Origin of the sequence: Micromonospora sp. NPDC048947 (assembly GCF_040649495.1) — a bacterium.
GTDB classification, from domain to species: Bacteria; Actinomycetota; Actinomycetes; order Mycobacteriales; family Micromonosporaceae; genus Micromonospora; species Micromonospora alfalfae.
Genome location: NZ_JBEZFO010000005.1, coordinates 186,195 through 199,076, shown reverse-complemented (window position 1 = coordinate 199,076; position 12,882 = coordinate 186,195). Strand labels below are relative to the sequence as shown.

At 71.6% G+C, this 12,882-nt stretch carries 16 protein-coding genes; 8 read left to right on the top strand and 8 right to left on the bottom strand.

Translation table 11 applies throughout. The annotated features are described in order from the left end of the window. The first annotated feature begins 33 nt into the window (after positions 1 to 33). Together AB0B98_RS10135 and AB0B98_RS10130 are read left to right on the top strand one after the other, a co-directional pair. The gene (locus AB0B98_RS10135; RefSeq protein WP_357361834.1) at positions 34 to 888 is read left to right on the top strand and encodes an alpha/beta fold hydrolase; all 855 of its coding nucleotides are present in this window, start codon (positions 34 to 36) and stop codon (positions 886 to 888) included. A 229-nt stretch (positions 889 to 1,117) separates the two neighbouring features. Further along, entirely contained in the window at positions 1,118 to 2,257 is a 1,140-nt protein-coding gene (locus tag AB0B98_RS10130) for a site-2 protease family protein (protein ID WP_357361833.1), read from the top strand. 132 nt (positions 2,258 to 2,389) lie between these two features. On the opposite strand, the gene AB0B98_RS10125 is transcribed toward AB0B98_RS10130, so the two are convergent. Continuing rightward, the gene (locus AB0B98_RS10125) at positions 2,390 to 3,661 is read right to left on the bottom strand and encodes an FAD-binding protein (RefSeq protein WP_357361831.1); all 1,272 of its coding nucleotides are present in this window, start codon (positions 3,659 to 3,661) and stop codon (positions 2,390 to 2,392) included. Then, complete coding sequence (locus tag AB0B98_RS10120) at positions 3,658 to 4,380, bottom strand: hypothetical protein (protein ID WP_357361829.1); 723 nt, start codon at positions 4,378 to 4,380, stop codon at positions 3,658 to 3,660. The genes AB0B98_RS10125 and AB0B98_RS10120 overlap by 4 nt, the downstream gene beginning before the upstream one ends. Before the next feature lie 150 nt (positions 4,381 to 4,530). Between AB0B98_RS10120 and AB0B98_RS10115 the strand changes: the two genes are divergently transcribed. After that, the gene (locus AB0B98_RS10115; RefSeq protein WP_357361827.1) at positions 4,531 to 4,953 is read left to right on the top strand and encodes a hypothetical protein; all 423 of its coding nucleotides are present in this window, start codon (positions 4,531 to 4,533) and stop codon (positions 4,951 to 4,953) included. Between the two features lie 33 nt (positions 4,954 to 4,986). On the opposite strand, the gene AB0B98_RS10110 is transcribed toward AB0B98_RS10115, so the two are convergent. Next, the gene (locus tag AB0B98_RS10110; RefSeq protein ID WP_357361826.1) at positions 4,987 to 5,916 is read right to left on the bottom strand and encodes an LLM class F420-dependent oxidoreductase; all 930 of its coding nucleotides are present in this window, start codon (positions 5,914 to 5,916) and stop codon (positions 4,987 to 4,989) included. Between the two features lie 98 nt (positions 5,917 to 6,014). On the opposite strand from AB0B98_RS10110, the gene AB0B98_RS10105 reads away from it, so the two are divergent. Both AB0B98_RS10105 and AB0B98_RS10100 read left to right on the top strand, forming a co-directional pair. After that, the gene (locus AB0B98_RS10105) at positions 6,015 to 6,326 is read left to right on the top strand and encodes a metalloregulator ArsR/SmtB family transcription factor (RefSeq protein WP_238670112.1); all 312 of its coding nucleotides are present in this window, start codon (positions 6,015 to 6,017) and stop codon (positions 6,324 to 6,326) included. Continuing rightward, a complete protein-coding gene (locus tag AB0B98_RS10100) occupies positions 6,327 to 6,857 on the top strand; it encodes an SRPBCC family protein (RefSeq protein WP_357361824.1) in 531 nt (176 codons plus the stop codon). 47 nt (positions 6,858 to 6,904) lie between these two features. On the opposite strand, the gene AB0B98_RS10095 is transcribed toward AB0B98_RS10100, so the two are convergent. The 5 genes from AB0B98_RS10095 to AB0B98_RS10075 all read right to left on the bottom strand — a co-directional run bounded on the left by AB0B98_RS10095 (position 6,905) and on the right by AB0B98_RS10075 (position 11,113). Beyond that, positions 6,905 to 7,942, bottom strand: coding sequence for a hypothetical protein (locus AB0B98_RS10095; protein ID WP_357361822.1), 1,038 nt, complete (start codon positions 7,940 to 7,942; stop codon positions 6,905 to 6,907). Continuing rightward, a complete protein-coding gene (locus AB0B98_RS10090; protein WP_124859437.1) occupies positions 7,942 to 8,211 on the bottom strand; it encodes a hypothetical protein in 270 nt (89 codons plus the stop codon). The genes AB0B98_RS10095 and AB0B98_RS10090 overlap by 1 nt, the downstream gene beginning before the upstream one ends. Positions 8,212 to 8,654: 443 nt before the next feature. Next, a complete protein-coding gene (locus AB0B98_RS10085) occupies positions 8,655 to 9,449 on the bottom strand; it encodes a class I SAM-dependent methyltransferase (protein ID WP_357361820.1) in 795 nt (264 codons plus the stop codon). A 41-nt stretch (positions 9,450 to 9,490) separates the two neighbouring features. Then, positions 9,491 to 10,045 carry a Uma2 family endonuclease gene (locus tag AB0B98_RS10080; RefSeq protein WP_357361819.1) on the bottom strand — a complete coding sequence of 185 codons (555 nt, stop codon included), beginning with the start codon at positions 10,043 to 10,045 and terminating at the stop codon, positions 9,491 to 9,493. Between the two features lie 48 nt (positions 10,046 to 10,093). After that, the gene (locus AB0B98_RS10075; protein WP_357361818.1) at positions 10,094 to 11,113 is read right to left on the bottom strand and encodes an aldo/keto reductase; all 1,020 of its coding nucleotides are present in this window, start codon (positions 11,111 to 11,113) and stop codon (positions 10,094 to 10,096) included. Between the two features lie 146 nt (positions 11,114 to 11,259). On the opposite strand from AB0B98_RS10075, the gene AB0B98_RS10070 reads away from it, so the two are divergent. The 3 genes from AB0B98_RS10070 to AB0B98_RS10060 are packed head-to-tail and all read left to right on the top strand — an operon-like array spanning position 11,260 to position 12,826. Further along, complete coding sequence (locus AB0B98_RS10070; RefSeq protein ID WP_238670407.1) at positions 11,260 to 11,853, top strand: TetR/AcrR family transcriptional regulator; 594 nt, start codon at positions 11,260 to 11,262, stop codon at positions 11,851 to 11,853. Between the two features lie 10 nt (positions 11,854 to 11,863). After that, on the top strand, positions 11,864 to 12,337 hold the full coding sequence (locus AB0B98_RS10065) for a GNAT family N-acetyltransferase (protein ID WP_238670118.1): 474 nt from the start codon (positions 11,864 to 11,866) through the stop codon (positions 12,335 to 12,337). Between the two features lie 9 nt (positions 12,338 to 12,346). Continuing rightward, complete coding sequence (locus AB0B98_RS10060; RefSeq protein WP_357361816.1) at positions 12,347 to 12,826, top strand: hypothetical protein; 480 nt, start codon at positions 12,347 to 12,349, stop codon at positions 12,824 to 12,826. Positions 12,827 to 12,882 lie beyond the last annotated feature (56 nt).

The following is a 12,882-nucleotide window of genomic DNA, read 5'->3' as shown; positions in this document are numbered from 1 at the left end:
CGCCGGGCCGAGCCGCGACACCGGGAGGACGCGATGGGTGCCACGCCGCAGGGTCAGGTCGACACCATTGTGCTGATCCACGGGCTCTGGATGACGCCCCGCAGCTGGGAGGGGTGGGCCCAGCGGTACACCGAGCGCGGCATGCACGTCATCGCCCCCGCCTGGCCCGGCATGGACCGGTCGGTGGAGGAGTTACGCGACGACCCCGGCCCGATCGCGGAGCAGAGCATGGCCACCATCGTGGCGCACTACGACCGGATCATCCGGGCGCTACCCCGACCGCCGATCATCATGGGGCACTCGTTCGGCGGCCTGTTCGCCCAGGTCCTCGCCGACCGGGGACTCGGCGCGGCGGTGGTGGGAGTGCATCCCGCGGCGGTGAAGGGCGTGCTCAAGGTGCCGCTGAGCCAACTGCGCTCAGGCTTCCCCATCCTGCGCAGCCCCGCCAACCGCGGCAAGGCAGTCCCGTTCACCCCGGACGACTTCGCCTACACCTTCGGCAACACGATGAGCCGCGAGGACTCCGACCGGGCCTGGCGGCGCTACGCCGTCCCCGGCGCCGGGCGGGTCTTCTTCGAGGGCGCGTTCGCCAACCTCGACCCGCGCTCGCCCGCCCGGGTCGACGTCGGTCGTATTGACCGGGCGCCGCTGCTGCTGATGGCCGGCGGGTCCGACCACGTGGTGCCGGCGTCGGTGGTCCGCACCAACGCCGGGCTCTACCAGAAGTCCCGTGCCCTCACCGCGTACGAGGAGTTTCCCGGCCGCTCGCACTTCACCGTCGGGCAGGACGGCTGGGAGAAGATCGCCGACTACGCGCTGGACTGGGCGCTGCGGGCGGCGGCCCTGCCCCGGGAGATGACCATCGCCAGCGAAACCCCCCGCCGCTGACCTCGGCCCGGCATCGGGCGGGCGCTCAAGACCCACTCGGGTTTCATGAAGTCGGGGCATCCCCAGCGCCAGGACAACCCGACTTCACGAAACCGGAGTGGATCATCAAGGCGACTCGGCCGGGCGCGACCACCGGGCCGTCCAGCGCCCGGGGCGTCCCGCCGGCACCGCCGACCGATCAGGCGGAGTCCCCGAGCATGCCCACGGCCTGGCGGGGTATCTCGGTGGGATGAGGGCCAGTTTCCGGCTTGGCCGGGTCGCGGGAGTGCCGGTCGGCGTCAACTGGAGCGTGCTGGTCATCTTCGCGCTGATCGCGTGGGGGTTGGCCGCGAACCAGTTCCCCCGCTCGTACCCCGATCACTCGCCGGTGGCGTACACGCTTGCCGGCCTGGCCGCGGCGGTGGTGTTCTTCGTCGGCCTGCTCGCGCACGAGGTGTCGCACGCGGTGGTGGCCAAACGCAACGGGTTGACTGTCGACGGCATCACGCTGTGGCTGTTCGGCGGCGTGGCCGAGTTGCGGGGCGAGCCGCGCGACCCGGGCGCGGAGTTGCGCATCGCGGGCGTCGGCCCGCTGGTCAGCCTGCTGATTGGGGCGTTCTTCGGTGCCATCGCGGCGCTGCTCGCGTTGGCCGGGCAGAGCGGGCTGCTGTTCGGGGCGGTGGCCTGGCTGGCCGGAATCAACGTGCTGCTGGCCATCTTCAACGTGCTGCCGGCCGCACCCCTGGACGGTGGCCGGTTGCTGCGCGCCGCGGTCTGGAAGGCCACCGGCGACCGGACCCGAGCATCAGTCGTCGCCGCCCGGGCCGGCTGGGTGCTGGGCGTGCTGCTGATCGGCCTGGGGTTGTGGCAGTTCCTGTCCGGTGTCGGTTTCGGTGGGCTCTGGTTGGCGCTGATCGGCTGGTTCCTGATCGGGGCGGCCGGGATGGAGGAGCGGCAGGCCCGCACCGGCACCGCGCTGCGCGGGATTCGGGTGGGCGATGTGATGACCCCGCAGCCGCAGACCGCCTCGGCGCAGATGACTGTCGCGGACTTCGTCGACCACTACCTGTTCGCGTACCGGCATTCGGCGCTGCCGCTGACCGAGGACGGCCGGCCGACCGGCCTGGTCACCGTCGACCGGGTGCGGGGCGTGCCGCCGGAGCGGCGGGCGTCGACCACACTGGCCGAGGTGGCCTGTCGAGCCGACGAACTGGTGCTGGCCCAGCCCGGCGAACAGCTCAACGACCTGCTCCCCCGCTTGACGGAGTGCGCCGACGGCCGCGCCCTGGTGGTGACCGACGACGGCCACCTGACCGGCATAGTCTCCCCCAGCGACATCAGCCGAGCCGTCCAACGCAGCACCCTCCGCACCCCCACCCCCTCCCGCTGACCCCCTGACCCCCCCCGCTGCCCCCCGTTGATCATGAAGTTATTGCCCCGACACGCCGCGCCGGGTGGCAATAACTTCATGATCAACGCAGGAGAAGCGGGGGGCGGGGGCGGGACGGGGGCGGGGGCTCGGTTAGCGGGGGAAGTGGCGGTTCAGGGCGTTGGTGTGGAACTTGGCCTTTGGGTCCAGGCTGGTCAGGAGGGCGGCGAAGTCGGCGTAGCGCGGGTAGCGGGCGGACAGCTCGGCCGGGTCGGTGACGAAGACCTTGCCCCAGTGCGGGCGGGGCGCGAAGGGCGCCAGGCGCTCCTCCACGGCGGCCACCACGGGGAGCACCGCCGCCGTGTCGTCGACCCAGGTGAAGTGCAGCACGAAGCTGTCCCGCCGGTAGTTCGGGCTGAGCCACAGCTCGTCGGCCGCCACAGTGCGCAGCTCGGACACCAGCAGCACCGGGGCGATCAGGTCCGCCAGGTCGTCCAGCGCGGCGAGCGCGTCGGCCGCCGCCGTCCGCGCGACGTGGTACTCGGACTGCAACTCGTCGCCGCTGCTCGGGGTGAAGCCGAGCTTGAAGTGCGGCAGCCGCTCGTGCCACGGGCCCGGCTCACCGAGCTGCGGGGTGCAGTTCTCCGCCGGCATCCCGAGCACCGGGTGCCGGGGCTGGTCGGCGGCTGTGGTGCCCAGCCAGTCCGCAGGGGGTGGCGGCTGGTCGGCCAACTGCTTGCGCCACACCTCGCGCAGCCGGGGCTCACGGAAGTCGGTGAAGACACTCACGCTGTACGCCGAGCCGAGTGCCTCGTCCAACGCCGTCCGGTCCAGGTCGAGGCGTACGTACTGGCGCAGCGCGAAGGTCGGCACGACGTCCAGCGTGACCCGGGTGACCAGGCCGAGCGCGCCGAGCCCGACCACCATGCCGGCGAACGTGTCGGTGTCGCGGTCGACCCGGAGCAGATCGCCGTCGGCGGTGACCAGTTCCAGGCCGGCGACCGCGCTGGCCAGGTTGCCGTGGGTCTGGCCGGAGCCGTGGGTGGCGGTGGCCACCGCGCCGGCCACCGAGATGTGCGGCAGTGAGGCGAGGTTCGCCACCGCGTACCCCTGGGTGTGCAGTTGTCGGGCGACATCGCCGTAGCGCAGCGCGCCGCTCACTGTGACCTGCCCCCGCTCGTGGTCCACCTCGACGACAGGGGGCAACCCGGCGAGGCTGACCAGGTCACCGTCGGTGTCGCCGAGACGGTTGAAGGAGTGCCCACTGCCCACCGCCCGGATCCGGCTGCTGCCGGCGACGAGCCGCCGCAGTTCGTCGACTGAGGTAGGGCTGTGGAACGCCTTCGCGGCGTACTGCACGTTGCCGGCCCAGTTGCGGCGCGGAACGTCGGTGGCCGACGCGGCGTGCGATCCCTGCGCGGTCATGTGGCGGTCTCCCGATCCGTGCTCTGGTGGTCGGCCAACGCGGTGACGAGGGCGTCCAGAACGGTATCCGTCTGGAATGTGCTGTAACCACGTTGGGCGATCGGCAGACCGGCAGTGGTGGCGCGTTCGATCTCTCCCCGGGCCGCCTGCCGGGCTGACGCGTCCCCGGTCATCAGCGCGTCCTGGCCGCGTCGGATCAACCGGTCGACCCGGTCCATCTGGTAGCCACGCAGGCCGACCGTAAGCTCCGGTGCCTCGAAGGCGGCGCGGCGCACCGCGAGCAGGTCGACGAACCGGTCGCCGGCATAGCGGGTCAACGCGGCCGACACCTGCTCGGGCTGCTCACGGACCTGGTCGAGGACGAGCAACTCGACTGCCGCTCGGCCGTCGAGCGGATGGCGGGCGGTGAGCGGCTCAACCGTCACACCCGGCACCGGCACCAACAGCAGTCGCGGCGGCTCCGGATGACCGTCACGCCGGGGCGGCTCGTCGAGGACCAGCGCGTCGACCTCCGCCCACCGGACATCCCGGCGCAGGCCGGGCCGCCGGATGGTGAGCCCGTCCGCGTGGATCCCGAATCGGAACGGCCGCATCGCGCTGACCAGCGCCACCGCGCCGAGCGCGATCGCCCCCACCGCGATGATCGTCCGTAGCAGGGCGCCGTCGCTGGGATAGACCAACAGCAGCACTCCACCGAGTACGCACACCAGGGCGAGCACACGGGCCCCCCGATTCCGGCGCAGTTCCACGCTCGGACCCCCGTTTCATGACCGTGGCGTCGGTCCCGACATCTTCCGCCAGACCGGGCACCCAGGACACCGGTCGATCGGGCACGGTTGTTCTCGTCGTCGTCGGGGAACCCTACGCCCATGAGCAGCTACCGCGATCCGGCCGCACGAGGTGACGTCTTCCCCTCCGAGGAGGAGCTGGACCCCACCGGCACCGAGGTCGAGCAGGCCAGCGCGCCGCCGGCCGGCGGGTTTCCGAGCCACCCGTCGCCCACTCCCGGTCCTCGACCGACACCGGCACCGGCGCCCGCCCCGACGCCGGTGCCGGCGCCCGGCCCGCCGCCGCGTGCCAGTGGCGCACAGTCGATCGTGACCCGTCACCTGGACGGCTCGGTGGAGGTGGTCACCGACCTCGACGGTGACGGCGTCGCCGACGTCGTCCAGATCGACGTGGACGGTGACGGGATCCCGGACATCACCTACGTGGACAGTGACCACGACGGGCGGCTGGACACGGTGCTGGGCGACCCGAACGCGGTCGGGACGGGCGCGCACCGCGCCTGAGCGGCGGCGTCGTCCCACCGCCATCGGGCCGACTCAGAGCTTCGCCATCACCTCGCTGGCGACCAGCTCCAGGTGCTCCAGATCGCTGAGGTCCAGCACCTGGAGGTAGAGCCGCTCGCTGCCGATCTCCGCGTACCGGCCGATGGTGTCCAGCACCTCAGCGGGCGTCCCGGCCAGACCGTTGGCGCGCAGCTCGTCCGGGTCCCGGCCGATGGCGGCGGCCCGGCGGGCCACCTCGGCGTCGTCGCGCCCGCAGCAGAGCACCAGAGCGTTGGACCAGACCATCCCGGCCGGGTCCCGGCCGATCTCGACGCAGGCCGCGCGGACCCTGTCGAACTGCGCCGCAGTGTCCGGCACCGAGGCGAACGGCAGGTTGAACTCGTCCGCGTAGCGGGCGGCCAACCGGGGGGTGCGCTTCGGGCCCGTCCCGCCGAGCAGGATCGGTGGACGCGGCTGCTGCACGGGCTTGGGCAGGGCGGGCGAGTCACGGACCGGGTAGTACCGGCCGTCGTGGTCGAACCGCTCCCCCGTCGGCGTGGCCCAGAGCCCGGTGATGACGGCGAGCTGCTCCTCCAGCCGGTCGAACCGCTCGGCCAGCGGCGGGAACGGGATGCCGTACGCGCTGTGCTCCTCGGCGTACCAGCCGGTGCCGATGCCCAGCTCCACCCGGCCGCCGCTCATCTGGTCGACCTGCGCCACTGTGATCGCCAGCGGGCCGGGCAGCCGGAAGGTGGCGGCGGTCATCAGCGTGCCGAGCCGGATGCGGCTGGTCTCCCGGGCCAGGCCGGCGAGCGTGGTCCACGCGTCGGTGGGGCCGGGCTCGCCGCTCACGTCGCCCATCATCAGGTAGTGGTCGGACCGGAAGAACGCGCCGTAGCCGGCGTCCTCCGCGCAGCGGGCGACGGCGAGCAACTGGTCGTAGCTGGCGCCCTGCTGGGGCTCGGTGAAGATCCGAAGTTCCATGATCCGAGCATAGGGAGCCGATCGGTGGTACCGCGTCGGGACGGCGGCTGTAGTCGTATGCTTTGACAGTCATATGACGGAGAAGGCATATTGGGCAGGTGTCCACCGACGCCTTCACCGTCCTCGCCGAGCCCACCCGGCGCCGGATCCTCGATCAGCTCCTCGACGCCGAACGCAGCGTCGGCGAGCTGGTCGACGGGCTCGGGGTCAGCCAGCCAGCCGTCTCCAAACACCTGCGGGTGCTTCGCGACGCCGGCTTCGTCACCTGCCGGACGGCAGCCCGACAGCGGATCTACCGCCTCGACCCCGGCCCGCTGCGGGACGTCGACGGCTGGCTCGACCCGTACCGGCGGCTCTGGGCCCGACACCTTGACGCCCTGGAACGGCACCTCGACAGTCAGGAGCAGTGAATGGACCGCGACGCGTTCCGCCCGAGCCCACCCGCCGACGTGCGCGCCGAACCCACCGACGCCGGCGCGACACTGGTCTTCGTCCGCGACCTGCGGCATCCGCCAGGTGTCGTCTGGGCGGCACTGACCGACCCGGCCCAGCTCGCGCAGTGGGCGCCGTTCCTCGCCGACCGCGATCTCGGCAACGCCGGCGCGGCCGTGCTCACCCTCGTCGACGGCGAGACCACCCAGGAGGACCCGGCGACGGTACGCCGGGCCGAGCCGCCGCACCTGCTGGAGTACACCTGGGGCGACGACCTGCTGCGCTGGGAGCTGAGCCCGCTGGGCAGCGGCACCCGGCTCACCCTTCGGCACACAGTCGCCGACCGGGGCATGCTGCCGATGGTCGCGGCCGGCTGGCACCTCTGCCTCGATGTGGCCGACCGGCTGCTCGACGGCGACCCGGTCGGCCCGATCCGCGGCGCGGAGGCCAAGGACCACGGCTGGCCCGAGCTGCGCGACGCGTACGCCGAACGGCTCGGTGAGGGCTGACCGGCGCGGTTCCGGCGGCCCCGGAGCCCGGAGCCGCCGGAACCCGGTCAGACGTACGGCCGCTTGGCGTACGCCTCGCGGAGCGCGGCCAACCCGGCCGCCTTCGGCGTCAGGGTGCCCCACCCGGAGTTGAAGTAGTTGGTGCGCACGATCCGTGGCCCACGCTCGGCGTTGAGCTGGGCGATCGCCGCCGGCACTGTGGCGATCCAGGCCGCCTGGTCCGGGATCTCAGCAGACCTGACCCCCCATTCGGCGATGATCACCGGTCGGGACAGCGCCACCGGGCCGAGATCCGCCACCGCCCAGTCCTTGGTACGACGAAACCGGGCCAGCGCGGTGTGGCTGGCGTTGGTGCCGTACGCGTTCCACTGGAGATAGTCGAGACGTGACATCAGCGACTCCGGGTGGGTGCGCTGGAAGCAGGCCCGGTCGAAGCCGCCCAGCCCCACCGAGAACGTCGTCCCGGCCGGCAGCGTGCGCGCCTTGAACCACGTCAGGATGTAGTTCATCGCCAGCACCGCCCGAGCGTCCGACTCGGCCCAGGTGTACGCCTTGCCGTCCTCGGTGGTGCCGAACTCGTGATCGGTGTCCAGTTCCGAGGCGAGCTGGATGTTCACCCCGAAACCGAGCGTCCGGTACTGCGACAGGGCACGGGCCAGCAACCCGTCACACTGCCCCTTGATCACCTGGCCGTACCCGTACGCCTTCGGCCAGGTCGCGCCGGGTCGCTGCTGGATGGTCATTGTCGGCGGCGGCACCGTGTAGCTGGTGCCGTCCACCACGAAGCTCTGCGGTCCGTTGCTCGAAGCGCCGTAGTGCTTCAGCTCCAGGACCATGTTCATCTGCACCCCGGCCTTGCCCAGGCTGACCAGCCACTGCCGGTTGTAACCGGGAAAGATGTAGCCGTCGGCGAGGCTGCGGTACTGGGTGAGCGACCGGAAGTTGCCGCCGGCCATGTCGGCGGTCGGGTCGGCGCCGCCGGAGAGGTAGTAGCCGCCGAGCACGGGTTGGCCCAGGCTGTAGTCGGCGGCGGCCGTCGCGGTGTTGCCGGCGGCGTCGCGGACCTGGACGGTTACCCGGGGCATCACGCCACCGACCGATACACGGCCACGGAGCCGTTGTCGGAAACCCGGGTCCAGGTACGTCCGGAGTTGTCGGTGACGGTCACGGTGAGCGGGTCGATGACCGCGGTGACCTTGACCGGCGCGCTGCTGTTGCCCTGCGCGTCGGTGACCACGATGGTGACGGTCAGCGGTTTGGTGTCGGCGTCTGAGTAGGTGACGGTCAGCAGCATCTGGTCACCCGGCGCGAAGACGGATGCGTTCAAGGCTGCGGTTGCCGTGGGAGCGGCCATGTCGGGCCCTTTCTTGCTCGGTCGCCGGGTCTCGGCGCGCGGTCGAGCTACGCCGGACCCCGGCGGGGTCCACAGTGCGAAAGGCCGGCGGGGCACGGGGACGGTAGGCACTACCGGCGGACAGCGCTGCCTGACTGCCTGTGGTGCTGACGTCCCTGTCCCGATGGGCGGAGGCACCGCTGCGGGCGCCCGCAGGGGTGTCGGTGACAGCCACGCCCTGTCGTACGCGCGATCGGCACGGCGGCTGTGCCGTGACCGCCACGGCTTCGAGGCCGGGCTGGGTGAGGGCGGCACCGGTGCGGACGATGTTGTCCCCACCGAGCCGGAGGATCGGGATGTGGCCCGCCACCCGTCTACCTCCACCTGCCCCAAGGGTGCTCTACCAGGGGCTTTACCGTCTTGTCCGAATTGCGACAAGGGCCCGGAAGGGTGCGGCGCGACGGTTACTCGGGCGGTGTGCCGCGTACGGCCCAGGCCCGCGCGGTGAGCCGGATCGACCCGTCCGGCTCGACCGGCAGCCGTGTGGCCAGCGACTCCCGTAGCGACTCCCGGTCGGATTCGGCCAGCGTCGCGACGTACCCCGGCGCCGACCCCTGACCGCCGAGGAACGGTGTCCAGTAGTCGGCGAAGTCGGTGAAGGTCGTCGGTACGTCGACAGGCCAGACCGACACGTCCCGCAATCCGGCCCGCTCCCACAGCGTGCGGAGCGTGTCGGGCTGGCCCACAGTGGTGCGTCTGCCCTCGTCCCGCTCGATCGAGGTCGGGTCGAGCTGTGCGGCGGCGGCCCAGAAGTGCCGCATCATCGCCATCCCCTCGGCGTAGTCCCACACGTAGGCGGCCACCACCCCGGCCGGCCGGACCACCCGGGCGAACTCCGCCACCGCCCGCGCGGGCTCCGGCACGAAGTTGAGCGTCAATCCGCTGACCACCACGTCCGCGACGCGATCGGGCAGCGGCAGCGCCCGGGCGTCACCGACCTGGAAGGCCGCCCGGGGGTCGGTGACCCGGGTACGCGCGACCGCGACGAAACCCTCCGACGGGTCGATGCCGGTTATCTCGGCCGGATCGTTGTGGGTGAGGATCGTCGAGGTCAGCGCTCCGGTGCCGCTGCCCACGTCGAGCCAGTGCCGCCCCGGCGCAACGGCCAACCCGCGTAGGAATTCCACAGCGACCAGGCGGCTCCACCGACCCACGTACGCCTCGTACGCGTCACCGTTCGCCCACACCGGCTGCACCATCCCGGAACGATACGACAGGCCGGGGCTGCCGATGCCGGCGTTCAGTCGAGATGGTCGGCGGGGGCGGTCTGGAGCAGCCAGGCCAGCGGCATCCGTGCCTGCGCCTCGTAGGTGCCATCCCCGTTCAGCCGGTGCAGGGTGACCGTCTGCGCGGCGTCCCGATCGACCACCCAGTACTGCGGGATCCCCGCCGACGCGTACTCCCGGACCTTGGTCACCGAGTCCATCGCCTCGGAGCCCGGCGAGACGATCTCCACGACGAGTACGACGTCGGTGACCGTGGCCCAGACGCTGCGGGAGGGCGGCTTACGCCAGACACTCACATCAGGGATACGACCACCGTCACCGTCCGGTCCGGAGATGCGCACACCGACTGCCTGAAGCACCTGCTCGGCGGGCCACCCCGCCACGATCGGCCAGGCGAAGAGGCGACTAGCGATCATGGCGTGTTCCGAATCTGGCGGCGGCATGACCGACAGGACCCCCTCGGGGCTGGTCTCGTAGCGGTGACCGTTCGGATCGGCAGCGTTCATCGCCGCCACGTCGTCGAGCGTCACAACGGCTGGCATGTGCATGCCGACAGCCTCAGCGCTCATGGGTCTCATCCTAGGGGACCACTGGCGCCGACCACCGCACCCGAAGGCTCAGCGACGCCGCCGCGCCGGGTCGAGCAGGGCGGGCGGGGTGTCGAACTTCTCGTCGGCGGCAAGGTCGACCCCCGGCGCGACGATGGCGTCGATCGCGTCCAGCACGTCGGCCGGGAGCACGGTGTCCGCGGCGGCGAGTTGGGCGTGCAGGTGGTCGATGGTGCGGGGGCCGATGATCGCGCTGGTCACGGCCGGGTGCGCGGTGACGAACCCGAGTGCGAGCTGGATCAGGGTGAGCCCCGCCTCGTCGGCGACGGTGGCCAGCCGCTCGACGGCGTCGAGCCGGGCCTGGTTGGCCGGGACGCTGAGGTCGAAGCGGGCGGGCAGGATCGCTGAGCGGCTGGTGGTGATCTCCCGGCCGGCGCGGATCGCGCCGGAGAGCCAGCCCGAGGCGAGCGGGCTCCAGGCCAGCACGCCCAGCCCGTACTGCTCGGTCACTGGCAGGACGTGGGCCTCGATCCCTCGTTGCAGGATCGAGTAGCTGGGCTGCTCCGTGACGTACCGGCTCAGGTGGTGCTCCCGCGCGGCCCACTCGGCCTGCACGATGCGGTACGCGGGGAAGGTCGAGGAGCCGAAGTAGCGGATCTTTCCCGCCCGTTGCAGGTCGGTCAGCGCGGACAGGGTCTCCTCGTCGCTGGTGGTCGGGTCCCACCGGTGGATCTGGTAGAGGTCGACGTGGTCGACGCCGAGACGGCGCAGGCTGTTGTCCAACTCGGTGACCAGCCAGCGGCGCGAGCTGCCTCGCTGATTGCGCTCGTCGCCCATCGGCATGCCGGCCTTCGTGGCCAGCACGATGTCGTCGCGACGGCCGGCGATGGCAGTGCCGACCATCTGCTCGGACTCGCCCTGGCTGTACATGTCGGCGGTGTCGATCAGGTTGATTCCGGCCTCCAGCGCGGCGTCGACGATCGCCGTCGCCTCGCGCTGGCTGGTGTGCCCCAGCTTGCCGAAGTTCATCGCGCCGAGCACGAGGGTGCTGACCTGGACGCCGGTGCGCCCCAGGGTGCGGTACTGCATGGCTGTTCCTCCATTGAAGGGTGATGTGGCGCTGGCCCACAGGCTCTGGCATCCTGAACAAGTGGAACCATGTTCCGCTAAGAACAATACGGAACAGCGTTCCGTTTGCCAAGGCGAGTGACGGGGGTAACGGCGCGGTGGCCGACATCGACAGCGGATCAGGACGGCCGAGCCCGCGGAAGCGGGCCGACGCCCGGCGCAACGAAGCGACGCTGCTGGACGCCGCCGCCGCGGCCTTCGTCAGCGCGGGCGTGGACGCGCCGGTACGCGACATCGCCGCCAGGGCCGGCGTCGGTGTGGGCACCATCTACCGCCACTTCCCGACCCGCGCCGACCTCATCGTCGCCGTCTACCGGCACCAGGTCGAGGCATGCGCGCAGGCCGGCCCGACACTGCTGGCCGACAGCGACACACCGCACGCCGCACTCGCCCAATGGATCAACCTCTTCGTCGACTTCCTGGTCACGAAGCACGGCCTCGCCGAGGCGCTGCAGTCCGACAACGCGGCCTTCGAGACGCTGCACGCCTACTTCCTGGACCGCCTCGTGCCGGTGTGCGCCCAACTGCTCGACGCCGCTGCCGCAGCGGGCGAGATCCGCCCCGACGTGACAGCCTTCGAGTTGCTGCGCGGTGTCGGCAATCTCTGCATCGGCGCTGGTCAACCCCGCTACGACGCGCGCCGGATGGTCGAACTCCTCGTCGCGGGGCTGCGCCAACGCCAGAGCGCCGGGCCGCGCTAACTTATTGATCATGAAGGACTGGGAGCTTCGGCCGGCCTCGGCGGCGGACGTCGAGGCGGTGGCCGAGTTGCGGGCGGTGGTGCTGCGGGCCGATCTGGAGCGGCTCGGGCGGTACGACGAACAGCGGGTGCGGCAGCGCCTGCGGGACGGTTTCGCACCGGCGTACAGCTGGGTCGTCGAGGTGGGAGGCGCGTTCGCCGGCTGTGTGGCGCTGCGGCCCGACGCGGACGCCCACTGGCTGGAGCACTTCTACCTGGCCCCGCGGCTACAGGGCAGCGGCATCGGCACGGCGGTGCTGCGCGAGCTGCTGGATCGGTGCGACAGTGCTGGCACGCCGGTGCGGCTGAACGTGCTGCGGGGCAGCCGGGCCCGGCGGCTGTACGAGCGGCACGGTTTCGCAGTCGACACCGAGGATCCGGTGGACGTGTTCATGGTCCGCGCTCCCAGGACGATCACCGCCGAGGCCCGGCCAGTGTCAATGTAACGTTGACAGATGACGTCGGAGCTGGCTCGGTTGGCGGAGGTCCGCGCTGCCCGCACCCGCCTGGACGAGCAGGAGCTGGAGATCATCGACCGCGCGCGCCACGACGGCGCGACGTGGGCCCAGATCGCGACCGCCCTCGGCCTCGGCAGCCGGCAGGCCGCCGAGCAGCGTCGACAACGACTGGTGGCGGCGCGGTGGTCGCGGCGGCAGCAGCTCGACCTGCGGATGCCTGCGCAGATCGCGGCGTTGCGGGCGGCGGTGGCCGATCTCGGCCGGTGGATCGGCGCCGATCAGCGGTGGGACAGCCGATTTCGTCGGGCTGCGCTCGTCCGGAGCACAGTGGACGCCGCGTGGGACGCCGCCCCGGGCTCGCTGCACGCGTTGGCAGTGCTCCTCGCCACCGATCTCGCCGAAGCGGGTGAGCGACTGCCCGCGCCCGCCCGGAGCGCCGCGACGAAGATCAACCTCGCCCTGTCAACGGATCGTTGACATTGCACAGCGGCATTGCCTGCGCCTGGCTCAAGCTTGAGGATGAGTCACCTCGA